The sequence below is a fragment of the Proteus sp. G2609 genome (assembly GCF_963896135.1).
GTDB lineage: Bacteria > Pseudomonadota > Gammaproteobacteria > Enterobacterales > Enterobacteriaceae > Proteus > Proteus mirabilis.
Genome location: NZ_CAWQNB010000037.1, coordinates 113995 through 140186, shown reverse-complemented (window position 1 = coordinate 140186; position 26192 = coordinate 113995). Strand labels below are relative to the sequence as shown.

Annotated in this window: 22 protein-coding genes and 2 tRNA genes; 4 read left to right on the top strand and 20 right to left on the bottom strand. The window is 36.7% G+C overall.

The genetic code is table 11. From position 1 onward, the window contains the following. Window positions 1–44: 44 nt before the first annotated feature. The 4 genes from modC to AACV01_RS11920 form a co-directional block, all read right to left on the bottom strand. Complete coding sequence (gene modC, locus AACV01_RS11935) at window positions 45–1109, bottom strand: molybdenum ABC transporter ATP-binding protein ModC (RefSeq protein WP_046335104.1); 1065 nt, start codon at window positions 1107–1109, stop codon at window positions 45–47. Beyond that, entirely contained in the window at window positions 1103–1795 is a 693-nt protein-coding gene (modB, locus tag AACV01_RS11930; RefSeq protein WP_004244453.1) for a molybdate ABC transporter permease subunit, read from the bottom strand. Before modB ends, modC begins: the two co-directional genes overlap by 7 nt. A 17-nt stretch (window positions 1796–1812) precedes the next feature. Beyond that, window positions 1813–2583 (bottom strand): molybdate ABC transporter substrate-binding protein, encoded by a 771-nt coding sequence (gene modA, locus AACV01_RS11925; RefSeq protein ID WP_161682965.1) that lies wholly within the window; start codon window positions 2581–2583, stop codon window positions 1813–1815. 1063 nt (window positions 2584–3646) lie between these two features. Beyond that, entirely contained in the window at window positions 3647–3790 is a 144-nt protein-coding gene (locus AACV01_RS11920; protein WP_004247559.1) for an AcrZ family multidrug efflux pump-associated protein, read from the bottom strand. 158 nt (window positions 3791–3948) lie between these two features. On the opposite strand from AACV01_RS11920, the gene modE reads away from it, so the two are divergent. Beyond that, a complete protein-coding gene (gene modE, locus AACV01_RS11915) occupies window positions 3949–4740 on the top strand; it encodes a molybdenum-dependent transcriptional regulator (RefSeq protein WP_004244449.1) in 792 nt (263 codons plus the stop codon). A 209-nt stretch (window positions 4741–4949) separates the two neighbouring features. On the opposite strand, the gene AACV01_RS11910 is transcribed toward modE, so the two are convergent. Genes AACV01_RS11910 through AACV01_RS11900 form a run of 3 tightly spaced genes read right to left on the bottom strand, consistent with a single transcriptional unit; the run spans window position 4950 to window position 12244 of the window. Next, window positions 4950–5261, bottom strand: coding sequence for a hypothetical protein (locus tag AACV01_RS11910; RefSeq protein ID WP_004244448.1), 312 nt, complete (start codon window positions 5259–5261; stop codon window positions 4950–4952). Next, window positions 5261–10669, bottom strand: coding sequence for a two-partner secretion domain-containing protein (locus tag AACV01_RS11905; RefSeq protein ID WP_161682963.1), 5409 nt, complete (start codon window positions 10667–10669; stop codon window positions 5261–5263). Before AACV01_RS11905 ends, AACV01_RS11910 begins: the two co-directional genes overlap by 1 nt. 15 nt (window positions 10670–10684) lie before the next feature. Next, the gene (locus AACV01_RS11900; protein ID WP_161682961.1) at window positions 10685–12244 is read right to left on the bottom strand and encodes a ShlB/FhaC/HecB family hemolysin secretion/activation protein; all 1560 of its coding nucleotides are present in this window, start codon (window positions 12242–12244) and stop codon (window positions 10685–10687) included. 175 nt (window positions 12245–12419) lie between these two features. On the opposite strand from AACV01_RS11900, the gene modF reads away from it, so the two are divergent. Both modF and gpmA read left to right on the top strand, forming a co-directional pair. Beyond that, window positions 12420–13886: a molybdate ABC transporter ATP-binding protein ModF gene (gene modF / locus AACV01_RS11895; protein ID WP_004247554.1), complete on the top strand. Its 1467-nt coding sequence runs from the start codon at window positions 12420–12422 to the stop codon at window positions 13884–13886. A 350-nt stretch (window positions 13887–14236) separates the two neighbouring features. Further along, window positions 14237–14989, top strand: coding sequence for a 2,3-diphosphoglycerate-dependent phosphoglycerate mutase (gpmA, locus tag AACV01_RS11890; protein ID WP_004244443.1), 753 nt, complete (start codon window positions 14237–14239; stop codon window positions 14987–14989). 72 nt (window positions 14990–15061) lie between these two features. Here the strand turns inward: gpmA and aroG are convergent, their stop codons facing one another. Both aroG and pnuC read right to left on the bottom strand, forming a co-directional pair. Further along, window positions 15062–16120: a 3-deoxy-7-phosphoheptulonate synthase AroG gene (gene aroG, locus AACV01_RS11885; RefSeq protein WP_161682959.1), complete on the bottom strand. Its 1059-nt coding sequence runs from the start codon at window positions 16118–16120 to the stop codon at window positions 15062–15064. 243 nt (window positions 16121–16363) lie between these two features. Continuing rightward, entirely contained in the window at window positions 16364–17092 is a 729-nt protein-coding gene (gene pnuC / locus AACV01_RS11880; protein ID WP_161682957.1) for a nicotinamide riboside transporter PnuC, read from the bottom strand. A 239-nt stretch (window positions 17093–17331) separates the two neighbouring features. Here pnuC and AACV01_RS11875 point away from each other — a divergent pair, with 239 nt between their 5' ends. Then, complete coding sequence (locus AACV01_RS11875) at window positions 17332–18222, top strand: aminoglycoside 6-adenylyltransferase (RefSeq protein WP_161682955.1); 891 nt, start codon at window positions 17332–17334, stop codon at window positions 18220–18222. A gap of 155 nt (window positions 18223–18377) precedes the next feature. Here the strand turns inward: AACV01_RS11875 and AACV01_RS11870 are convergent. The 11 genes from AACV01_RS11870 to AACV01_RS11820 all read right to left on the bottom strand — a co-directional run bounded on the left by AACV01_RS11870 (window position 18378) and on the right by AACV01_RS11820 (window position 26177). After that, a tRNA-Lys gene (locus tag AACV01_RS11870) sits at window positions 18378–18453 on the bottom strand. Window positions 18454–18483: 30 nt separating this feature from the next. Further along, window positions 18484–18559: transfer RNA gene (locus AACV01_RS11865), tRNA-Lys, on the bottom strand. A gap of 152 nt (window positions 18560–18711) precedes the next feature. After that, on the bottom strand, window positions 18712–19485 hold the full coding sequence (gene cpoB / locus AACV01_RS11860) for a cell division protein CpoB (protein ID WP_004247552.1): 774 nt from the start codon (window positions 19483–19485) through the stop codon (window positions 18712–18714). A gap of 9 nt (window positions 19486–19494) precedes the next feature. Next, window positions 19495–19992 carry a peptidoglycan-associated lipoprotein Pal gene (gene pal / locus AACV01_RS11855; RefSeq protein ID WP_004247551.1) on the bottom strand — a complete coding sequence of 166 codons (498 nt, stop codon included), beginning with the start codon at window positions 19990–19992 and terminating at the stop codon, window positions 19495–19497. 45 nt (window positions 19993–20037) lie between these two features. Next, window positions 20038–21333: a Tol-Pal system beta propeller repeat protein TolB gene (gene tolB / locus AACV01_RS11850; RefSeq protein ID WP_004244437.1), complete on the bottom strand. Its 1296-nt coding sequence runs from the start codon at window positions 21331–21333 to the stop codon at window positions 20038–20040. 142 nt (window positions 21334–21475) lie between these two features. Beyond that, on the bottom strand, window positions 21476–22543 hold the full coding sequence (gene tolA / locus AACV01_RS11845) for a cell envelope integrity protein TolA (protein ID WP_004244436.1): 1068 nt from the start codon (window positions 22541–22543) through the stop codon (window positions 21476–21478). A 27-nt stretch (window positions 22544–22570) separates the two neighbouring features. Continuing rightward, window positions 22571–22996 (bottom strand): colicin uptake protein TolR, encoded by a 426-nt coding sequence (tolR, locus tag AACV01_RS11840; protein WP_004244435.1) that lies wholly within the window; start codon window positions 22994–22996, stop codon window positions 22571–22573. A 22-nt stretch (window positions 22997–23018) separates the two neighbouring features. Beyond that, on the bottom strand, window positions 23019–23705 hold the full coding sequence (gene tolQ, locus AACV01_RS11835; protein WP_004244434.1) for a Tol-Pal system protein TolQ: 687 nt from the start codon (window positions 23703–23705) through the stop codon (window positions 23019–23021). After that, window positions 23705–24100: a tol-pal system-associated acyl-CoA thioesterase gene (ybgC, locus tag AACV01_RS11830; protein ID WP_004247549.1), complete on the bottom strand. Its 396-nt coding sequence runs from the start codon at window positions 24098–24100 to the stop codon at window positions 23705–23707. Before ybgC ends, tolQ begins: the two co-directional genes overlap by 1 nt. 309 nt (window positions 24101–24409) lie before the next feature. Further along, the gene (locus tag AACV01_RS11825) at window positions 24410–24817 is read right to left on the bottom strand and encodes a hypothetical protein (protein WP_004244431.1); all 408 of its coding nucleotides are present in this window, start codon (window positions 24815–24817) and stop codon (window positions 24410–24412) included. Beyond that, window positions 24807–26177, bottom strand: a complete 1371-nt coding sequence (locus AACV01_RS11820; protein WP_112843553.1) for an MFS transporter — start codon at window positions 26175–26177, stop codon at window positions 24807–24809. Before AACV01_RS11820 ends, AACV01_RS11825 begins: the two co-directional genes overlap by 11 nt. Between the last annotated feature and the right edge of the window lie 15 nt (window positions 26178–26192).

The window sequence follows — 26192 nt, the reverse complement described above, 5'->3', positions numbered from 1 at the left end:
CTCATCTATGACGAGGCTTTATTTTTATAAATCAATAAAATAAATTAAAGATGGCGACTTAGTGAAATACTTTTTATTTGCGCATAAAGCCACTGCCCTTCTTGAATATTGAGTTCATCTCTCGCCCAAGGGGTGATCCGCGCCCATAAATAATTGCCATCATTAACCAGTTTCACATCTACCTGATCATCATGTTTGATCATTTCGACCACTTTCATATGTAATATATTACGGATACTACTATTTGATGGGCGAGTGGTAGTTAACGATACATCTGAAGCATCAATACGAACGCGCACATCGCGACCTATTTTTGCCTCTATTTGTGGCAACCACAGTACTTGATTACCAAAGGCGGTCGCCGTCATCGCATAATGGCTATGATGTTCAACGACCATAACATTTGCAACACTGCTTAACGTCTCTTTTTGTAACCAAGGGCGTAATACGCTACTGGCCCAAACATCTTCTAACTTACCCATTGCCTTAATTTTTCCGGCATCCATAACAATCACATTATCAGCAAGCCGAATAATCTCATCTAGACTATGACTCACATACAAAATAGGTATTTGTACATCTTGTGAAAGTTTTTCTAAATAAGGTAATAATTCACGCTTGCGGGGTAAATCAAGAGAGGCCAATGGTTCATCCATTAGCATAATATCGGGTGCAGTTAATAATGCACGTCCAATAGCCACACGTTGTTTTTCACCACCAGATAGCGTAATAGGAAAACGCGAAAGTAGATGTTCGATACCTAATAGATAAATAATTCTATCAAACTGTACTTTCATTGTTGGTGACATACCGTAAAGTAAATTTCCTTTTACGGTATAATGAGGAAATAGCCGTGCATCTTGAAATACATAGCCTACTTTGCGCTTTTCGGGTGGCAGATAAATTTTCTTCTCAATATCCACCAATGTGTGATTATTTAACACAATATGTCCTGAATCAGGTTTGGTTAAACCACCAATCACATTAATGAGCGACGTTTTACCTGCGCCAGATAAGCCAAATACCGCCGTGATACTTTCTGTTGGTAATTGAGTATTCACTTCCAGACACAAAGAGCCCAGTGTCTGTTTAAAATTCATCTCTAGCATACGCCCCCCAATCTTTTACGACCCCAACGAGTTAGCCACTCTGAAGCCATTAAAGAGACGAGTGCCAAAATAATTGCAATGACACATAAACGGGCGGCATCCATTTCTGCCCCCGGTGTTTCAATTAACGTATACATAGCCAAAGGGATCGTTCTGGTTTCCCCTGGAATATTGGAGACGAAAGTGATTGTGGCGCCAAATTCACCTAATGAGCGAGCAAAGGCCAATACGATCCCCGCAATAATGCCGGGCATAGATAATGGTAACGTTATAGTAAAAAAGACACGTAATGGTGATGCGCCTAATGTTCTTGCCGCTTGTTCCATACGTTGGTCGACAGCTTCTAGTGCTAGTCTAATTGCTCTTACCATCAGTGGAAATGCCACAACAGCTGAGGCAAGTGCCGCCCCTCGCCAACTGAAGGTAAAACTAAATCCAAACCAATTATATAGCCATTCACCAATAAATCCGCGTCTCCCCATGCTAATTAATAATAGATAACCAACAACAACGGGAGGTAAAACCAAAGGTAAATGAATAATGCTATCAAGCAATGATTTACCGGGAAAACGAACCCTAACTAACAGCCAAGCCATCAATATACCAAAAGGAAGACTAATTATTACTGCAATTGTCGATACCTTAAGGCTTAAAAGAATCGCTTGCCATTCGTATTCACTTAACATCTCCAAAAGTATAATTCCTAAAGTGGGCTAAAGCCGTATTTCTTAAAAATTTCTGCGGCTTGAGGTGTTTTTAGATAGTCATAAAAATCACGAACAGCTTTATTATCCTGTCCTTTTACAACTGCCATTGGATACTCAACAGGTTTGTGACTATCAGTTGGGAATACCCCAACCACTTTCACTTTGTCACTGGCAACAGCATCAGAGCCATAGACAATACCTAATGGTGCTTCATCTCGTTCAACTAATGCCATGCCGCTGCGAACATTATTAGTGCGCGCCATTTCCGGACTCACCACATCCCATGCACCTAAATATTCTAATGACTCTTTAGCATAGATACCAACAGGTACATGATCTGGATCACCCACAGCTAATTTTCCACCATTAAGTAAGGATTTCCATTTAGTATCCTTATTAATAACAACATTGTTTAATTTGCTATCTTTAGGGGCAATTAACACTAAATCGTTACCTAATAATGTATGTCGTGAATCAGTCAACATTAAATTCTTATTAATAACATAATCCATCCACTGCTGATCGGCAGAAATAAATAGATTTGCAGGTGCTCCTTGCTCAATTTGGCGAGCAAGTGTTGAAGAGGATGCATAAGAAGCAACGACATCCGCTTGTTTTTCCTGTTTATATTGTGCCGAAATTTCATTAAGCGCATTAGTGAGAGAAGCCGCCGCAAATACCGTTATTTTATCCGATGCCATACTTTGGCTCACTAAAGCAAAAGAGATAATCGCACCAGCCAGTAACTTACCTGATAATTTTTTCATGTTGAGTTCCACTTAAATAGGACAATAACCACGCTGTATATATCAAGATACAACGTAAAATGAAAGGATAAGTTGATTAAAATTGGTTATATATCAATAAATATAGCGATAAATAGGGAGACAAAAATGGCGATAGCAATGGAGATAGAAATGCAATCAACAACGCGACAACTTGAAGTTAAATAGCTAACAGCTAAATACTCTAAATAATTCAAGGAATAGGGAGACAAAAGTAGAGATAGCAATGGAGATAGAAATTCAGTCAACAACGCGACAACTTGAAGTTAAATAGTTAACAGCTAAATACTCTAAATAATTCAAGGTTGTAGCTAGGCGACAAGTGAATGAGTCGCTAGGAGCATACATCAGTATGTGACTAGTGTGAATGAACGCAGTCAACAACGCGACAACTTGAAGTTAAATAGCTAAAAGATAAATACTCTAAATAATTCAAGGTGTAGCTAGGCGACAAGGGAATGAGTCGCTAGGAGCATACATAAGTATGTGACTAGTGCGAATAAACGCAGTCAACAACGCGACAACTTGAAGTTAAATAGCTAAAAGATAAATACTCTAAATAATTCAAGGTGTAGCTAGGCGACAAGTGAATGAGTCGCTAGGAGCATACATAAGTATGTGACTAGTGCGAATAAACGCAGTCAACAACGCGACAACTTGAAGTTAAATAGCTAAAAGATAAATACTCTAAATAATTCAAGGTGTAGCTAGGCGACAAGTGAATGAGTCGCTAGGAGCATACATCAGTATGTGACTAGTGCGAATAAACGCAGTCAACAACGCGACAGCTTGAAGTTAAATAGCTAAAAGATAAATAGCTAAAAGATAAATACTCTAAATAATTCAAGGTGTAGCTAGGCGACAAGTGAATGAGTCGCTAGGAGCATACATAAGTATGTGACTAGTGCGAATAAACGCAGTCAACAACGCTACAACTTGAAGTATGACGAGTATTTGAGGAGTATTTGAGGAGTATTTGAGGAGTATTTGAGGAGTATTAAAAACAGCCCTTCACAATAAAGGGCTGTTCTAAATAGAGGGGTAATTATGCTTTTTTATCAGCCTTTGACTGACTAGGTGAAATTAAGTTAAAAATCTCGCCTAAACCATAAATAATGCCCATGATAAGTACCATCACAACAGGTACCATCAAGAGAGCGAACCCTAAACTTTTCAATAATTCAAACATGATAACCTCTTTATCATGGTATATTCGGAAAGCCAGAGTTGGCATTTCTTCACGAATAACGAATAATAACGCTATAGTTGTATCTATTCTAGAGAATTATCGTTTTGTGTCGGCACAAAAAATGCGATAAACAGACAAACCAGAAGAAGCCTATCATTATGCAAGCAGAAATATTACTGACACTGAAACTTCAAGATAAGCTCTTTGCTGATCCACGCCGTGTTGCGCTGTTAAAACAAATTAAAGCAACAGGCTCAATTAGCCAAGGGGCGAAAATGGCGGGCATTAGTTATAAAAGTGCTTGGGACGCCATCAATGAAATGAATCAACTGGCTGACGAACTCCTGGTTGATAGAGCAACTGGCGGTAAAGGGGGTGGAGGCGCTACACTGACTCATTATTGTGAACGCTTACTACAACTTTATGATCTACTAGGACAAATTCAACAAAAAGCCTTTGATGTATTAAAAGACGATTCATTACCTTTAGACAGCCTTTTAGCGGCTATTTCACGTTTTTCGTTACAGACCAGTGCCAGAAACCAATTTTTTGGCACCATTATTGAACGCGATCACTTACAAGTACAACAACATGTTAATGTTCAGCTTGCTGATCAAAAAACGGTTATTCGCGCGGCGTTAACTGAAAAAAGCGCCGATCGTCTAAATCTTAAAGAAGGCAAAGAAGTACTCGTTTTAATTAAAGCGCCATGGGTCAATATAGAAAAAGGCGCCTCTGTAGCACAACAATATGACAATGCGCTATCAGGCACCCTAACCCAAATTGAAACGGGCAATGAAAATAGTGAATTAGTGGTAACGTTAGAAGGTGGACTAGAAGTGTGTGCGACTTGTTCTAACCAGCATGTTACACAACAAAAGCTACATATTAATGATACCGTAACAGCGTTATTTAATGCCGATCAGGTGATTATCGCCACATTATGTTAATTATTAGCATGATGGATTTTCAGTAAAAATAACACCATCACTTAATTGATATTTTAAAAATTATATTAAGTGATGGTTTTTCGACTAATACAACGTGTAAAAGCTTTTTTTATTGATGCAATTAATACTTTGCCAATACAATGGATTTTTAACGTTATAATTGTATTGTTATATATAATTTATTAATCTAATATTCCATCCATAAACTATCATTTAATTATCTCACTATTTGATAAAGCAATAATCTCTTTCATATAACGATGATATTGTTTCCCCTTTTTCATAATAGCATAATCTTTAATTGATAAAATATCCGTATGGTTAATAGAATTATTTAACCTCGACACTTCAATAAAAATAACATCCTTGCTATTAATTAAGTAAGTATAAACATCCTCTAATTGTTCTATCATATGATATAAACAACATGCTGATTTCAATGATGGAAATACTTTTTTGAGGTACGGAATGATAATTTTATTTTCTGAATCCTTAAATTTTAAAAAAGCTTCATTTGTCATCACTTTATTTCCCCAGGGGTAGTAGTTATTAAATTTCCATTTTTATCTGTGAGCATAGTAATTATGTTAGTTGGCTGTTTACTAAATTTATCAATTCCTATATTTTTATCAAGCTGAATCACTCTTTCATACAAAATATCAATACTATTGGTGTTTTTATTATATGATTCTCTCGTTTTATTAATAGGAATCTTAATGACAGCAGGACTTAATAATATATCTTTAATTTCCTGTTCACTAAGCGTAAATTGGCTAGCATTTTGCGCTCCTGAAAAATGACGTTTTTGTACATGCAACCAACCTGATTCAACATCTCCCACTTTAATATTAATCCTAGATTGAACAATAGGATGTTCTAATTCATTTTTAAAAACTACGGTTTTGGCTCCATTAGATACTTTATATCCATTCGTAGTTACTCCTGAATATATTATAAACTCCCCGTTATTGATTATTTCAATAGCTTTTTTGTTGGTAGTTATTAATAATTTTTCTTGTTCTACTATCGGTTTTATAGCAGTTATATTTAATTTTCCTGAAGTCATTAAAGACTTTGAACTATTAGCTAACATGCTAGAGAAAGCTTTAGCACTTTCTTCTGAACTAGCTAATACTTTATAACCAGTACCAACGGTGACACCAGCGATTGCAGCTTCTGGAGCTGATATCCCAGCAATATTAATACCTAGCTGATTAGCACAATAAACCCAATTAGCTTTACATGTACTAAATGCAGCTTGCGTAATAGCAATAAGTTCTGGTGTTGCTGCAATAACAGTGTGACCACCAATAATGCTCGCACTTCCTCCTAAACCAAGAGCAATCGCAATCATCCCTGCATTTTGTCGATTTACAACTCTTTCTGCTGCTGCAACATCACCTTTTGACGCTGCAATTATGTCCTTATTATTTTCTAGTGCTAGCTTTGAAAGTATATGTTCGCTGTAATTATGTCGATAAACTAACTCCGCAGAATTAGCCGCAGAAAATACGCCCTCAGGCTTACGAGTCACAATAGCGCCTGTCAGTGCACCAATTAATTTAGTGAGCTGTGTTTTTCCTTCATTGCCATGTAGTGCCTCTTGAATTAATGCAACTTGTCTGTCAGTTTCATTTAAATAACTAGGCTCAAATAATTTACTTTGTAGCGATATTGCCGCTATCTCTGCTGCCAAGGCGCCGGCTACTGCACCTGTTACACTGCCTCCTGCAATTTCAGCACTCACTCCTGCAACAACAGAATGGCTTAAAACCTTTCCTGCATGCCCTAATATCGCACCGTTATCACCAATGAGATTGGCACCTTCAGCGTGAAATTGACTGCCGATATGGCTTAATAGCGCAGTTTTAAAATTATCAATAAAACTGCCACCTTGAATGGCTGTGCCCAGTGTAGAACTCACTACTGACTGTGAGGCAACGCGTTGAGCAACTTGAGTCCATGTGGCATTATCCGTCGCAAGCAACTTGCCTGTTGTCGGTAATGTTCCCCCCTGTATTGCTTGATCCCAACCCATAAATTGGTCAAGACCTTGCAAGGTGCCTGCAACGGCCATACTGGTGACAATGGATTTCACCGTATCACTGCGACTTAAGGCGCCAAATGTTTTAGAAATATTGCCTTGATTTTCGGCTAAAGAGACCGCAGCTTGCGAAACTAAAGAAGCAAACCCGGCTTGTGCCGCAACTGATGCCGTTGACGCAACCCCCGCAGAGGCTCCTGCAGCAATAGTTGCATTACTTGCCATTCCTCCTATTGAGGCAGCTGTTGCCGTACCATAAGTTGCAACCCCTACCGCGATGGCAATAACCGCACCAACAACTGGATTTAACTGCTGGGTTTTATCATCCCAACTGGAATAAGTGTCTTTCACTAAATTCCAATTAATATTTTCTTGACGTTGGAGCGCATTAAGCCAAGCATATTCTGGTGTGTTACTTAAGGCAGTTAATGCCTGCTCTAAAGATTGCTCTTTTTTGGCTTTAATATCTGCAGATATGCCTTTTGGCGCATCAATAGTCAGCTTTCCGCCAATATAGAGTTCAGGTAATAGCCATGTTCCCTTGGTGTATCCCTGATTACGTTGAGTGATATATATATCTTTTGAACGAGTAATAACTTGTTTAAAAGCAGTATCTTTCACCGCTTTAAAATTAATGCCTCCTGTTTTACTGGTTAATTTGGCATTCTTTGCTGTCTCTAATTTGCTTGCTTCTAAAGTGATATCATCTTTAGCAATTAAATTAATATCGTCATTAGCAATAAACTCGGTAACTTTATTCGTTGTGTTATTAAATGTTTTGGTATATTTCTTTTTAGTCGCACACAGTGTCCACCAATTACATTTTTTCTTTTCTTCTTCATAGTAACTGGATTCTTCCATTGCCTGTGCATAAAGAAATCCACCTTTAGCAGCAATATCCATCTTTTTATTAGCAGCCAATTGAGAGGCCTGAAATAAAATACTGCCCTCAGATAATAGTGTTAGATGATTACCGCTATTAATTTCAGTACTGACTTGTTTACGAAGTTCTTCTAACTCTGAGTCCGACTCTTTACGAAAATGTGTTCTTACTGATCCCAATTGGATATTGCCACCACTGGAAATAGCAATATCCCCCTCTGATTTAAGTGAACTTCCTTCTGTTGTGAGTGAGCCTGATGATGCAATAGAAATACCTTTATTTCCCATAATGGATGTGGTGGTATATTGAATGTCTTGCGCATCTTCGTGGGGATCTTTGATGGCGGAATAAGCATTTGCACCCAGTTTTATATTTCTACCCGCTAATACAATGATTTTATCTTTTGAATTTAATACTGTTGAACTTAAATCAATATCACGCGCGGCATTTAAAATAAGGTTATTATCTGAAAATAATTTAGATTGTAGTTGGGGGTAATGAATATCACTGAAAAAAGGAGCGGCTTCTTTTATTAATTTGGAGGCAAGAAAAATATCTTGTCCTGCATTAAAAGTTATTTCTTTGTTACTATAATATTTTATTCCCTGACTAACAATATCTTTACCAGCCATCAAGCTTATATTATTCTTACTTTTCCAAAGCCCCATATTAAATAAAAACGCTGAAATATATTGTTCATCTCTAAAATTTGGCATTAGGTTGAAAAATAAAGACTCATCGCGTTTTATTTTAATATTCTCTAATGCTGATAAACTTTTTTCATTTGATTCATTAATTATTACATTTGAAATGTAAATATTTTTACCTGAATAAAAGTCTATTTTTTCAGACACATCAATAAATGGTGCCTTAATGCTATTCATAGTATAAGAGGCTATAGGGCTAAATGAATAATTAATATCTCCATTCTTAGTTATGATGGAAAAATGCTTTGCCGTTACATCTATATTTTCAGAATTAACATTATCAATTGCTGTTAAATTTATAATATCACCAGATAATAAATTTGAATTACTTATATTTATATTTTTATTAGCAATGACAGATAACGAGTTACTTGATTTTAAATTTAATGAGATATTTAAATTATTAGCATTTAATAGTATATTTTTAGCTAATATAGTACTTTCAAAATCAGATATTCTTCTATACTTTTTAATTTCTTTTTCTAAAAATGGAAATTTACGTTCTAACTCTATACTATCTTTAAAATCTAAAACTAAATTATTACCTGCTTTTATCATATATTCAGAAGCACTATCTACAATAAATTCATAATGACTTCCAGTTTTGGTAAAGGGAATAAAATGAACTATTTTTTGAAATTTTGTTTCATCAATATTATATTTGTTTACATCATCTCGATAAAAAATATGAGCATTATCATGAGAATAAAGATCCCATTTATTAAGGTGTCCAAACCGATAATAGTATACTTTTGCATTGTTTCCCGTTGCGATAAGATCATTAGTTGCAAAAATATCAGATTGGGTATTAAAAAACTCATTAGATTGTATATATAAATTTTTACCAGAATAAATAACACTAGGAACATACTTTTTATTCTTTTCAAATAATGAGCGTTCTACATTAACACCTCCATTATTTTTTAAATCTAATATATCAAACCACTTTTTATCAGAGAGTTCTTTTAATTCAGCAAGTAAAATAATTATAAGGAAATTATTCGTAGGACTATTGTAAGGATGAAGAAAATGAGTACCTATATTTATAGACGATGTAGAATCAGGCTCTTGCTTTATTTCTTTAAATAAAGGAGTAATAGATTCATTAACCAATTTCTTGGTTCTAATAATTAAATCACCCTTTTCTGTTTTTATGGTGGCTGATTGATTTTCAATTAAACTACTTGGTTCACCCTGTGCATTTTTTTGTATCCATAAATTATCTTTTGCTTGAATAAGTGCTTTTTCACCTTTATTAGTGAATTTATCTACGAATAAACGCATATCCTTTTCTGCGATAATATCACTATGATTCGTTAGCGTATTAGTTGCTAATGTAATATCTCTTTGCGCTTGTAAGCTGGCATTACTATTCATTTGTAGCGCTTTGCTACTCACATTAATATCTTGCTCAGATTGAATATTGCCATTAAAGGTAATTTTGCCATCAACTGTTAAATTGATACTGTTTTGCTTTGTTTGAATATCAGTTAAATTAACACCGACCCCTTTTTCTGTGCTAACTAAGCGTATTTGATTGGCATACATTCCACCCAATGCTTTTGTATCAATAGCGACGGTCGGTTTTACACCTTCTCCATTAATGCTATTTACTGTCCCTTTGCCGAAATCAATATGGTTATTCCCTTGCATTAAAGAGAGATTTTTAGCATTTATCTTTCCATTTATTTCAATACTACGACTAATAATATCGGCATAATTTTGTAAATCGGCATTCATACCTTGCTTACCAATAACAATACTGCCTTTTTTTACTTCTAGTGCCGAATAGATACCTTGAGGGCTAAATTGAGGCTTTCCCGTCGTGAGAGTAATTGATGGAGTATTAATAAATGAGCAACCATCACAACTAATTCCATTAGGATTAGCAATTAAAACATCCGCTTGTTGTCCTGCAACTTCTAATTTACCTAATAACTGTGAACGACTATTACCGACAACTTCATTAATAATTAAATTAGCCGTATTACCTTTTAAATTTTTATTAGCAGATATTTTTTTTGCCAATTGACTATTGGCATCAACTTGCGAATTATTAAGTACTGCCCCCTGTTTATTAACATTAAAGACATTAAATCTATTATGAGAAACACCACTGTCATTAGGTGTTGCAATATTAATAATAGGAATATTATTTTGCTGATTTATTGTTATCGTTTTATCAGATGAAGTAATGACAGAGCCCCAAGCAGGATGCAATGGGTAAATAGCGGTTAAATAAATAACGCAATAGCTTATTAAACGCTGTTTTCGCGAAATATCCTTTTTATGCATAAAAAACTTCCTTATTTAAAGAGCGAAAGAAATTGACCAAGATAAAGACCATTGGTTAGCATTTAACCACTTTGGATAAATGAATGGTTTGTTTATCAATAGTTGTGAAGAAAAAGGGGAACGATAAAATGAAAGCCCCATAGCGCCAGCTAATAAAGACTGTTGCTTTGTTTCATATTGATCAGAATAGATAACGCCATAATCAACAGCCGTAATAAAACGCCATTGACCTAAAAATGAATTTATCCATGGTGTATTAATTTCATTACGCCAATAAAGTCCTCTATTGGCACTAAGCTTATTTTGTTTAGCACCACGAACTGCATTTAATCCATCTATGGTTATTTTTTCCACACTATAAAGATTATCAGATGTATATTGACCATAAAAAGACGTAATATAGGAGACAGAGTAAGGAAATAAATATTGATAATGTATATTTAGACTCAATTTTCTATAGTGGCTTCGGGGTGAGTTTTCAGCAATATAATCAGGTGATGCCCCAAAAAAAGACAACCCAATTTCTGCTGATGGATTAATAGATAAATAACCTGATGTCAGATTAAAATGATATTGGGGGGCTAATGATAGTGATGTTAATGTTGGGCTATTGATTAATATCGGCTGTTTGGCTAATTCCGTTCTTACTTTTTTATGCTTTAATATGCCTTTTAATATTATCTTCTTCTTACTATCCCGATAAAGTAAACGACTAATATCAACTTGCTGATTAGTATTTATACTTTTATAGATATATTGATTACTATAACTTTTAATAAAATGAGAAGAACGGTTATAAGATAACTGATATTGATAAAACCAATAGCCATAGGGAATATTTATACTCGCTGTATAGCCTCTATAATAATGTGAATGTAATAAATCTGTATTACTGTTTAAGGAGAGATCCCACTGCTCTCCAAATCCAAATAACGAATCTATTGTTGTGGTATTCGTCAGTAAAATTTCACCTGTTGCTTTTGAACCTGAATTATCAATAGTAAGTTGATTTCTGAAAGGATGCGTTTTGTTTTCCTTATAAATAAAAATAGTCGAGTATCCTATCCTGTCACTAGGTTGAATATCTAATCTATATTGTGATGTTGTTAATCGATTAAGTTGTTCAAGCCCATGCTCTAACTCACGTAAATTAAGTCGTTTATCTTGATATGAAGGAAATAGAATATCAACCATGGGAGAAGTCATGTTATCAATAAAGATTGATTTTATCTTTCCTTCAATTACGTTAATGGTTAATTGATGATTTGAGAGATCTTGATCGGCAATAAAAGCTTGTGAAGTAATATAGCCTTTTTCAATATACGCATTAGTCATTGATTTAATGATATGTTGCATATCACTTAATGTTAAACATTTATTTATATATTTAGATATTAATTCTTTTTGTGCCTTATTAGTTAATAAACCATTCCTTTCTATTTTTATTTCATTAATTAAGAAGCAATTATTTACATTATTATTTATTTCTGCAAAAGTTATCTTACTTATCGTTAATAAAAATAGCGCCATTAATCCTAATAAATAGTTAACACATTCCATTTTAATGTTATTCATATAAACGAGTCCTTATGTTTTTATTAAAATAACATAAATAATCTTGCCCATCTTTTATCTTTTTTATTCTCTCTGCACTATTTTTACTTAAGCGATCAGCAACAAATATTGACAAGTTTTAATTAAACCGATATTGGTAAGTATTCTACTTGTAATAAAAACAAGGATAATAATAATGAAGTACTTGCAACTCACAAAAACACAGTTTCGCTTAAGTGATACACTCTGCTTGCATATCGATGATTTAACTATCAATGAAGGAGAAAGTTGGGCATTCGTTGGTAGCAATGGTAGTGGTAAAACGGCGCTCGCTAATACATTATGCCAAGAGGGGATTTTATTATCGGGTGAGCTTATTAATAGGTTTACTCGTCCGATTAATCTCTCTTTTGAAAAATTACAAAAAATGATAGAGGAAGAGTGGCTGCGTAACAATACAGACTTATTAAGTGAAGATGAGGATGATACGGGATTAACCGTGGCTCAGGTGATCCAAATGCAGGTAAAAGATAATGATCGCTGCCTGTTATTAGCAAAACAATTTGGTATTGATGCACTTTTATCAAGGCGTTTTAAATATCTTTCAACGGGAGAGTCTCGTAAGGTACTGCTTATTCAGTTATTGATGAATAAACCTGATCTATTAATTTTAGATGAGCCTTTTGATGGTTTAGATATTGACTCTCGTCGTACATTAAGTGAGTTACTTTCATCACTACATCAACAAAAGCTAACGATTGTTCTTATTTTAAATCGCTTTAATGATATTCCTGATTTTGTGCAAAATGCTGGCTTATTGATTGACTGTAAACTCGTGGCACAAGGTAAAAAAAGTGATATTTTATCAGACTCAGTAATTGCGCAATTATCTCACAGTGAAACACTTGAAAATCTGATCTTACCCGCCTCAGACTCCGTTGATGCAGTTCCTACCTTACCACCAACGCTTTCCCCTATTATACTTAAGGATGGCGTGGTCAGTTATAATGATAAACCTGTGCTCCATCACTTAACCTGGGAAGTTAAACCACAACAACATTGGCAAATATTAGGTCCTAATGGCGCAGGAAAATCGACCTTATTAAGCTTAATCACAGGAGATCATCCTCAAGGCTATAGCAATGATTTAACACTATTTGGTCGTAAAAGAGGCAGTGGTGAAACCATTTGGGAGATCAAACGCCATATTGGTTATGTTAGTAATGCCTTACATCAAAGCTATCGCGTCTCTTCAAGTGTGAAAAATGTGATTATTTCTGGTTTTCATGACTCTATTGGTATTTATCAAGCCGTTACCGATAAACAGCAAAAATTAGCGGATGAATGGCTAACACTAATTGGTTTAACTGCACTCGCTAACCATCCTTTTCACTCACTTTCATGGGGACAACAGCGTCTAGTATTAATTGTAAGAGCATTGGTTAAACACCCGACATTATTGATCCTCGATGAACCACTACAAGGATTAGATACAACCAATAGACTATTAGTACAGCGCTTTATTGATATCATGATAAGCCATAGCAATACTCAACTACTGTTTGTCAGTCATCATCAAGAAGATGCACCTCACTGTATTACCCATCGACTGATTTTTATTAAAGAAGGAGATATCTATCGTTACCAACAACAACCCTGTTAACTAGATATAGGCTATTTTTAAGGTAAGATACATCATCACACTGAAGAAAAGGGTATTTGTTATCGATAGATGGCGATGATTTTAACGATAGATTTAGAGAGCATATTTTTTACTGATAATTATCCAGAATCGGCTTTTCGTTTCTTTTCACCGATCCCGTTAAATTAATAGCTTGATCGATTAAGCAAAAGGTGTAATAACTGTGTAATATTTCATCAAACAATCGTCATTTTTGACATAATCCCCCTAGTTTTGTTAGTTATGTTTGGCGTTCTTGTTGATGATCCATATAATGATTGCAGTCCTGATTTTAAACTTATATTAAGAAAGTAATTATAGGAGTCTAAACTATGGCAGTAACTAAGCTTGTGCTAGTTCGACACGGTGAAAGTGTATGGAACAAAGAAAACCGTTTTACAGGCTGGACTGACGTTGAATTGTCAGATAAAGGCCGTAATGAAGCGCAAGAAGCAGGTAAACTGCTGAAGGCTGAAGGTTTTACTTTTGACTACGCATATACTTCTGTACTAAAACGTGCAATCCACACTCTGTGGAACATTCTTGATGAAGTTGATCAACAATGGCTGCCAGTAGAGAAAAGCTGGAAACTAAACGAACGTCACTACGGTGCATTACAAGGCTTAAACAAAGCTGAAACAGCTGAAAAATACGGTGACGAGCAAGTTAAACAATGGCGTCGTGGTTTTGCGGTTACCCCACCAGAGTTAACTAAAGATGATGATCGCTTCCCAGGTAAAGATCCACGTTATGCATCTTTAACTGAAGCTGAACTGCCATTAACAGAAAGCTTAGCGTTAACTATCGACCGTGTAACACCATATTGGGAAGAAGTGATTAAACCTCGCGTTGCTTCAGGTGATAAAGTGATTATTGCCGCTCACGGTAACTCACTGCGCGCTCTGGTTAAATACCTAGACAATATGAGTGAAGAAGAAATTCTTGAACTGAATATCCCAACAGCAGTACCTTTAGTTTACGAATTTGATGAAAATATGAAACCAATCAAACGTTACTACTTAGGTAATGCAGAAGAAATCGCAGCAAAAGCCGCGGCTGTTGCTAACCAAGGTAAAGCAAAATAATTTTACTTTTATTTTGAATTAGATAAAAAAATGCCACTTTTGAGTGGCATTTTTATTAATAAAAACAGACTATTATGATTTATTACGACGAGTAGCGACTGCATCGGCTAATTGGCGTAATAACGTTTCTGTATCATCCCACCCAATACAAGCATCTGTGACACTTTTACCGTATACCAAAGGTTCACCACTTTCTAATGATTGATTGCCCTCTTCTAAATGACTTTCAACCATTACACCAATTAAAGCTTTTTCTCCTGCGCTAATTTGTTGGCAAATATCGGCACCAACCTCCATTTGCTTCTTAAATTGTTTACAGCTATTGGCGTGGCTAAAATCAACCATAACATTTTGGGGTAATCCTGCTTTTTTCAGACCTTCTTTTACGGTAGCAACATGTTCTGCACTGTAATTAGGCTCTTTACCGCCCCGTAAAATAATATGGCAATCTTTATTCCCTGCAGTACGAACTATCGCTGAGTGACCCCATTTAGTTACCGATAAGAAACAGTGTGGAGAGCCTGCAGCATTGATGGCATCAATCGCCACTTTAATTGTGCCATCGGTGCCATTTTTAAAACCAACAGGACAAGATAGTCCGGAGGATAATTCTCTATGCACTTGAGATTCTGTTGTTCGAGCACCAATAGCTCCCCAACTCATCAAATCAGCGACATATTGTGGGGTTATCATATCTAAAAACTCGCCAGCCGTTGGTAATCCACTATCATTGATGGTTAATAGCAAACGACGAGCAATGCGTAATCCTTCATTAATATCAAAGGTACAGTCCATATGTGGATCATTTATCAGCCCTTTCCAACCGACTGTGGTACGTGGTTTTTCAAAATAAACTCGCATCACAATTTCAAGTTTATCTTTCAGCTCTTCTCTTAATAAATTTAAACGCTGAGCATATTCCAGTGCCGCGTTAGGATCATGAATAGAGCAAGGCCCAATCACCACTAATAGGCGATCATCTTTTCCAGCAAGGATTTGATGAATAGCTTCACGGGCATGACGAACTGTAAACGCCGCATTGTCAGTGGCTGGAAACTTTTCCAATAATGCCACTGGCGGTAAAAGTTCATTGATTTGTGTTATTTTAAGATCATCATTCTGGTAATTCATTCCCGTGTTCCACTCTATTATTATCTAGTCAATATGATTTCTGTTTCTTCAATCTAACCATTCGTTTTCTCTCTGTAAACACCCTTAAGAGCCTAAACAGCCCATGACGGTAGATAACAAAAACATCGAAAACAAGTAATAGCACCATTAAGTAAAATAATGATTTGAAATTGCCTAGAATAGAAGAATAAATACAATGAATAGCAAGGCTGGAGAGAAATATAACTCTACCAGCCTTTTTTATTATGAGAGATAATTATTTTTATTTGAATGCTTTGCTGATTTGATCCACAAACGAGAGCCATTAATAGCGATAGCCAATAAGATGATATATTCAATAGACATGGCATAAACACCCTGTTTATAAAATATAACAATACTAATGACATTAATAACAGACCAAATTAACCAGTTTTCTACCAATTTGCGTGTCATTAAGATCATAGCCACAATGGAGAGTACCGTCATTGTTGAATCCCAGAATGGATAAGCATCTGGCTCGATAACAGGTGTGGCTAAATTTGCCCCGAAGACATTTAAGATATCAACAGCAATAACCGCTAAATAGCCAAAAACGGTATCAATATTAAACGTTAGCGCAATAATGGCAGCAATGGAGACAATGATTAATACGATTTGTTGGCCCGGCTTTAACCAACGTATTTTCAATTCTGCTTGTTCAAAATCATTCACTCTACTCCATGCATACCAACCATAAATATTGGCAGCAAAGAAGAAAATTTGTAGCAGTAGACTGGCATATAACTGGATCTGGAAAAAAATAATGGCGAATAAAGTGACATTAATTAACCCAAATAAATAGTTAATGATCTTTTCCTGGCTCGCAAGCCATATACATAATAATCCAGCAATAGTCCCTATAGCTTCAATCCATGAGAGTGGATAGCCTTCTTTTCCTAATGGAATATTGACTAAAATATTATTGATACTAAACCAACTAATGACACCCATTTGACAACCCCGACTTAATCATAGAAAAAACAAATAAAATATGGGTTATTGCGACATTGTTGCAAAGTGATAAAGATATATATACATTCCTATCAATGATAGCACTTAGTTTAAAATATTAAACAAAATGCCATTTATTTACCATAAAAAACAAAAAGTGTTTTATATAATAAATATGCTATTTTTTTATTCATACTTACAACAAATAACTTTATCTACTATAACAACTAGAGAGAAATATGGAGCCAATCACCCGCTTAATCGATCGCATGTTATCTTTTGCATTACTTGATCCTCGAATTGAGGCTGTGGTATTAACAGGCTCAGTGGGTCGTAATAAGAAGATAGACAGCTATTCTGATATTGATATAGAGCTTATTGGTCACGGTGCGACTGAGCTCACAAAAAACCAACATTGGCTATCACAATTTGGTAAACACCTCGTCTCTTTAGCAACAGAATGTGAAGATCCGAACGGCATTCGCTGGCCAATCTATTTGCACGTATTAGCTCAAGGCCGAAAAATGGATATTTTAATGGCAGAGCCTGAAAGAATTATCAATATGAAACAAAATGGTCTAAGTCCAGTTTATCAACGAGGCTATCGTGTTTTACTTGATAAAACAGGTTTATGTGACCAACTTCCAGAAATTAGCACTGTAACTCCCCCTGCCCTTTCCATAGAGCAAGCTGATGTCTTGGCTCAAGAGTTTTGGTTTGAAGCCACACAAATCGCTATAGCTATCTTACGTAATGAATTTTGGTTCGCTGAATATCGTATGAGTGATATAAGGGAATGGTTGATCCGTTTACTAGAGCAAGTTGCTCTGCAAACATCAACACAAGATGTCTGGTATCAAGGCAAAAACTTACGGGAGTGGCTACCTAAGTTTTATTCATTACGTTCATTAGAAAGCACACTGGCTATGAGTACCCCTTATGAAGCAGCTGCTGCATTAAGTATTATCATGGCTTTTTTTATTGATGCATCAAAGCGTTTTGGTTTATCGATAGAAAAGGCAACACAAGCTCAAACACTTATTAGCGATTGGTTTATTGATAATGAACTATTAACTGAAAATGAATATTACCAAATAACCACTTCCATTATTTGTCATTATCCAACTTAAGTGAGATCAGATAGTTTTTTCAGCAATGGAGAAGCTATCTATTTACATCCTCTATTTGAGTAACTCGAGTAATAAATACAAAAACGAGTTATAGAGAGCATTTTTAGATAGAATGAGAATGGCGTGTGATAAAAGACTAGAAAAGCATATTGAAATGGTGGGTCGTGGGCGACTCGAACGCCCGACCAATTGATTAAAAGTCAACTGCTCTACCGACTGAGCTAACGACCCATTTCATAAAATGGTATGTAAATTCGAAAATGGTGGGTCGTGGGCGACTCGAACGCCCGACCAATTGATTAAAAGTCAACTGCTCTACCGACTGAGCTAACGACCCTTTTCGAACTCGCCACATTCTCTGTGGCAACGGCGGGTAATAATACTGATTTAATGTTATTGTGCAACGTTTTTTTTCAAAAAAACATTCAAACGCTGAAAAAACAATCAGTTAACCCCGAAAATGTAACATTCACATTACGGGGCCAATAATTATAGTGCTGCTAACTGCTTTTGTGCTAATTTTGCACCAGCACTGTTTGGATATTGCTTAACCACTTGTTGATAAATAGCTTTCGCATTATCCTTTTGCCCTTTCTCTTGCATAATAAGCCCTATCTTATAAAAGGCCTCACTTGCTTTTTGAGATTTTGGATAATTTTTCACAACAATAGCAAAAGTACTCGCAGCCTGATCTTTATTACCTTTTAGATAATACATTTGCCCCAACCAAAATTGAGCATTTGATTGATAGCTAGACTTCGGATAACTTTTAATAAAGTTGTTTAATGCAACAATTGCCTTATCGTAATCTTTTGAATTCAATACAATATCAATTGCCGCGTTATAATCGGCTTTTTCATCACCTGTTGACGACGAACTCGTACTTGTATCAGATGTTGAAGGTACATTGCCACCCGTTGAAGCCTCATCCGTTGTTGGTGCTGAGTTGCCACCATTTAGGCTATCTAATTGTTGATAGATATTACGTTGACGCTCTACAACTTGGTTTAACTGGTATTGATTTTCCTGAATTTGACCACGCAACATATCAATATCGCGTTGAGAATCTGCGAGTTGTTGCTGTAATTGGGTCAAAAGCTGACTATGAGCATTAGAGATACGCTCAAGTTGGGCGAGTCGTTCATCAGTAGAGCCTGAACCGATATTACTGATTGGCGCTTGGGCAATAGCGGCTACAGGAGCCGCTACGCCAACCAGTAACAACAGACTCATCAATAAAGGTCTGAAGTTACTGTTGTTCATGCCGTTCTCTTAGTAAACCAGTACTGCACGACGGTTTTTCGCATAAGCGGCTTCGTCATGACCCAGTACAGCAGGTTTTTCTTTACCGTAAGATACGATTGATAATTGATCAGCTGATACGCCTTTACCTTGCAGATACATTTTAACTGCGTTTGCACGACGTTCGCCTAACGCGATGTTGTATTCTGGAGTACCACGTTCGTCAGCATGACCTTCGATAGTAATGCGTACTGAAGGGTTAGCACGCAGGAATGCAGCGTGAGCATCTAACAGTTGAGCATATTCTGAAGTAACGTCATATTTATCAAAACCGAAGTAAACAATGTTAGTTTGTTTCAGTTGTTCTAATTGCTGACGTGCTAATTCTTCAGCAGTAGGGCCTTGCTCAGTAACAGGTACATTGTTGCTTGTATCTGTTTGATCGTCGTTTTTGTTTGAGCTACATGCTGCAACAGCAACGAGTGGTAATGCTAACATCAACCCTTTAAACACTTTGTTTAATTGCATCTCTAATTGTTCCTTTATTTGTTTGCCATACATAATTCTTATGCATCACATAAACGGAGACCAGGCAGGTGATTTAACCTGACCATCAGTCGCCGGAAGACGCGCTTTGAAACGTCCATCAGTCGATACTAGTCGCAAAATGGTTCCTAAGCCTTGAGTAGAGCTATAAATAACCATAGTGCCGTTAGGCGCGATGCTTGGCGTTTCATCCAGAAACGTATCTGTTAAATATTGAACAGCATTCGTTTCTAGATCCTGCTTAGCGATATGTTGCCTACCGCTTTCAGAACTCACCATAACTAAGAAACTACCATCAGGACTTACTGCAGGATTTTGGTTTTGTTTTCCTTCCCAAGTAATACGTTCTGGCGTTCCTCCGTTAATATTAATTTTATAAATTTGAGGACGTCCGCCTTGATCCGAAGTATAGACCAAAGTCTGTCCATCAGGCATCCAAGTCGGTTCTGTATTATTACTTCTACCGTTGGTTACCTGTGTCATATTGCCACTGGCTAAATCCATTACATAAAGATTTAGACTACCGCTTTTTGACAGTGCAAAGGCTAATTTAGAGCCATCTGGAGAAAAAGCAGGTGCACCATTATGTCGAGGGAAAGAAGCGATTTGACGCACTTCCCCCGTTGCTAATGTCTGTACAACTAAAGCAGATTGACCACTTTCAAATGTAACATATGCTAGTTTAGCACCATCGGGAGACCAAGCGGGTGACATTAATGGCTGTGATGAACGATAAACGCGATCTTGATTAAATCCATCATAGTCAGATACACGTAATTCATATGGATAAGCGCCACCATTAGTCACAACGACATAAGCAATACGGGTACGGAACGCACCACGAATGCCAGTTAATTTTTCAAAGATTTCATCACTGGCGGTATGAGCAGCATATCGTAACCATTTGTTGCTGATTTTATACTCACTTTGCGCTAAAACCGCTCCCGGAGAGCCAGCAACATCAACTAATTGATAGCTAACAACATATTGACCATCTGCCGAGGGCTGAACACGCCCTACAACCACTGAATCAATACCTAATGCTGTCCAGAGTGCAGGTTGAACCTCAGAAGCGGTAACGGGTTGTTGAGGCAAACGATTCATATCAATAGGGTTAAATTTACCACTATTTCGTAAATCAGCCGCAATCACTCCAGCAATATCTTCTGGCATTTGACCTGTGCCTTCCCATTTAAAAGGAACAACACCAATAGGGCGTGCAGTATTCACCCCTTGTGTAATTTCAATGCGAACTTCTGCATTAGCGAGCGTTGTAACGCATAATATCAAAAGTCCGAAAATAACATTTAATGCCTGCTTCATCATGTCTCCCTTTTATTATTGCGGTTATTGCGCAATAACGCACAGAATAGTAACAAACGCTTTTAAACAACACCATACAACACATCAATAACATTCTAAAATAGAGATAAATTAATGTATGTTTTCCTACTATCAGACAGTTTTATGGCTTAAACTCAATTGTTGGTGATTTTACTTGTTCGTAAATATCTTTCGGTGGCTTAGGCAATGTTGCCATTTTAGCCGCTTGTAATGCAACTTGGCATAAAGCCGGATCACCACCTACCGCTTTTGCACTTACTAACATACCGTCTGGTGCAATACTTATTTTAAGGTCACATTTACGACCTTTATATAAATCAGAATCAAAAAACTTCTGTTCGATGGCAACTTTTACTTGCCCAGTATAGCGATCAATGCCCGCAGCATTTGCCCCAGAGCGATTACCACCACCTTGACCTGCTGCAGAAGCCCCCGATTGTTTATCGCCTTGAGCAACTAATCCATCGAGTAGACTATCAACCGCTTTACTTTGTTGCTGTGCAGCGGCTTTCGCTTTAGCTTCCGCTGCTGCTTTGGCTTTAGCTTCTGCGGCTGCTTTCGCTTTTGCATCAGCCTCTGCTTTCGCTTTAGCATCGGCTTCAGCCTTCGCTTTTGCCTCAGCTTCTGCTTTTGCCTTCGCTTCTTCTGCTTTCTGTTTCGCTGCTAATTCTGCTTGTTTCTTCGCTTCTGCCTCTGCTTTGGCTTTCGCATCAGCTTGCTCTTTTAAAATACGATCGCGTTCAGCTTTAGCTTGTGCGGCAGCTTCTTCAGCCTGCTTTTGCTCTTCTTTCGCTTTAGCAGCGGCGGTGGCCGCTTCACGACGTTGAGCTTCTGCAGCCTCTTTTGCTTGCAAACGTTCCACTTCTAATGCTTTTAAACGTTCTTGTTCTTTAATTTGTTGTTGGCGTAGCTCTTCTTCTTGTTGCTGCGCCCGCGCTTTACGTTCTTGTTCTGCTTTTTGGACATTAGCTTGTTGCGCCTTTTGCTGATTATACTCTTGTACTACCGCATTAGGGTCAACCATAATAGCATCAATAACTTGCCCATCAGATCCACCGCCACCGCCTAAATTCCATTTCTGAGTTAACGATCCCCAGATAAGCAAAGCGATGATCAGTAAATGCAAGACAGTAGACAAGATAACTGAACCGCTCAATTTACTTCGGATTGGTTTCGTCTTCTTTCCCACGCTATTATCCAAACTTATTTCAGCCTACTAAAGAGGCTGAGTCATTAAACCGACAGACTTAACACCCGCTTGACGTAACATGTTGAGTGCTTTAATTATCTCATCATAAGGAACATCTTTAGCGCCACCAATAAGAAAGACCGCTTTCGGGTTTTTTTCTAATTGTCGTTTTGCTTCAGCCATAATCTGTTCTTGAGGTAAAAGCTCTAAAACCTCTTGTTCAACACGGATATTATATTGCCCCACTCCAGCAACTTCGACAATTACAGGCGGGTTATCACTGGTTGAAACAGTCTGTGTTTCTGTTGCTTGTGGAAGATCAACCTCAACACTTTGTGAAATAATTGGCGCTGTTGCCATAAAAATCAGCAAAAGCACCAATAACACATCAAGCAAAGGTACTATATTAATTTCTGATTTTACGCCTCGGCGGCTACTGCGACCTCGTGCCATCAGCTCTCTCCTTTTGCGTTAACTATTTCTTTTCTGCGGAGACAAAAGCTTGGCGATGTAAAATCGTCAGGAACTCTTCCATAAAGTTATCGTAACTTTGTTCCAACTTATTTACACGTTGCGTAAAGCGGTTATAAGCCATAACTGCGGGGATGGCCGCAAATAAACCAATGGCTGTTGCAATCAACGCTTCAGCAATACCGGGTGCCACCATCTGTAAAGTTGCCTGTTTAACGCTACCTAAAGCGATAAATGCATGCATAATCCCCCATACCGTACCGAATAAGCCAATATAAGGACTAATTGACCCCACCGTACCTAAAAAAGGAATATGCGTTTCTAAGGACTCTAATTCACGATTAAATGAAACACGCATTGCACGGGAAGCCCCATTAACAACGGCATCAGGTGCATGAACATTCGCTTGATGTAGTCGTGCAAACTCTTTAAAACCAGAATGAAAAATTTGTTCTGCCCCTGATAACTCGTCACGACGAGCTTGGCTTTCTTTATATAGACGAGCCAAATCAGTGCCTGACCAGAATTTATCTTCAAAATCTGCCGCTTCACGATCTGCTGCATTCAATACTTTCGTACGTTGAATAATGATCGCCCATGAGGCAATAGAAAATCCGATTAATAACAACATGATCAACTTAACTAAAAGCCCCGCTTTTAGAAAGAGATCGATAACATTCATGTCAGCCACTACTTAAACTCCGCGATAATGGACTTAGGAAGCCCTACAGGCTTCATTTTTAATGAATCAACGCAGACAACTAATACATCTGCCCTACACAGTACCACACCATCTTGATTGATAAGCTTTTGAGAAAATGTCATTGATGCACCACGTAATGTAGTAATTTCACTTTCTACTTTCAGAAGCTCATCGAGCCGTGCTGGCGCAATATAGTCAATGGTTAATTTACGCACAACAAACGCAACATGATCATACTCCCGTAAATCATGCTGATAAAAACCTTTTTCTCTGAGTAATTCTGTTCTTGCACGTTCAAAATATTTTAAATAACTGGCATGATAGACCACACCACCGGCATCAGTATCTTCGTAATAGACACGAACTGGCCAAAGAAACCGCATAATTCCGTCCTTACATTCCTTGAGTAATCCCATAAATAATTAAGCTATAGATTTGTTAACTATACTTAAGAGGTGCCTCTAAGGGAATCATAGTAACGTAAAGAATAGAAAACACCGTTTTCAGACGCCAATCATAAACTCTTCTTTGCAACACGCAATATGCTTTAGCGCCTGAATAGAAAAAATATTTTTATTAGTTCAGCATTAAAATGCTTGCTAATTAACAATTAATAGTTTAGCACTCTGATTCAAACTTTTTCCCAACCAATAAAAAAACCAGTCTTATTACTGGTTTTTTATTAAAATCAATCAATTATCTAATACAGGTGTTTCATGCAAGTAATACCACTGCCATTGACAATCTAGAGACGTGCGTCTCAAAACCACCACAGATTGACGGGTGAGAATCTTCTTATTTTCATAATGCGTTTCACGATAGCTCACCGTTGCCCAATGTTCAGATTGGTAAATAATGTTATAGCTATCTGTTTCAATCCTCAATTCTGGCCTTTTCCCTGCATTACGAGAAAACATTGCCATTACATCATCATAATTTATTTTCTTTCCTGTTATACCAATCATAGAAAACGTGTTAGCAAGTAACATTTCTATATTTTTTAATGCCTGTGTAGCAATAGGGGTTTGAGTAAAAACAGTTTCAATCTCATTATGCAACACTTGCACACTTTCTATTAATGGGTCTATTTTAATGCTCATGATTTGTTTCCTGTAAGTTTGTTTTTTGCTTTAACAATATGAAAAGAAATAGCGGAAATAATCCTATGGTTGCACAGATAAAAAATGTCGTGCTATAAGCCATTTGTGACGATACAAAAAGAGATAATGTGTTGAAGATCATTGCAACAAGTGTCGCGCCAACACTAAATACAACTTGACGATTTATATTCCAAATAACACTAGCTTGAATAAGCCTTTGTTTATCAAAGTCATAAAGGGCCGTTGTTTGTGCTGTATTTGCACCGATCCCTCCACCAATTCCCATCATTAAATAAGCCAGTATTAATAAAGGCAGATCGTTCTCTTTATTTACTAATGCTAATAATACAATACCAATACTGTGCAGAATTAAAGCGAATATAGCTAAGCGCTTCATACCCAATTTATTATAAAGTGCACCACCAACAATAATGGAAATAAATGCACCTATAGCATATAGCAGCATAAAACTGCCTGTACCCTGCCCCGAAAAATGGAGATATTGTTGTAAATAAAAAATCGCCAGAATATTTACACCAGTAAAAACACCTGGAATACAGTAATAGAGAAAAATGGAAAGTGATAAGTTTCTATTTTTTAATAAATTTAGATTAATTACCGGTGATAAACTCTGTTTATAATGACGATAATAAAGAAGAGAAAATAATGCAGCAAAAAAACTGATGACTAATGCTAATTGTGTAGAGTGATACTCACCGTAAGCAGATAATGCACATAACCCTGATACGATAATAATACTGATTAATAAGATCCCTTTAAGATCTGGTATTATATTTTCTTGTGATTTAGACTCTTTTACCCAAATAAAAGCCAAAAACGCAGTAAGTAATGAAAAAGGCACATTACTATAAAAAACCCAACGCCAAGATACAGCATCAACGATAAACCCACCTATTGTGGGAGAAATTGCAGGTGCAATAAGAGCAACAGCCATAATTAAAGTTGAGACTTTGCTTCTTTCATGCCCTTGAAAATACTGAAATGTTAGAGCTTGGCCGATGGGAATTAATAATCCACCACTAAGACCTTGAATAAAACGCCATAAAATCAGCTCAAAAAATGAGTGTGAATAGCCTACTAACGCCACAGAAGCACTAAATATCAACATCGAGCTGACCATTAATACTCTCACGCCAAAACGTTGAGATAACCAGTGACTCAATGGAATAATCAGTGTTAAACCTAAAATATAACTATTTGATACCCATGTAATGGAGACGATAGATACCTTCATATCCGCTGCAATTGCTGGTAATGCAATTGCCGACATAAAAATATTTATACAATCAATAAAAAAACCCAGTAAAAAAATAATGGCTATTTGATAACGATAAGACATAGCAATCCTCCGCCC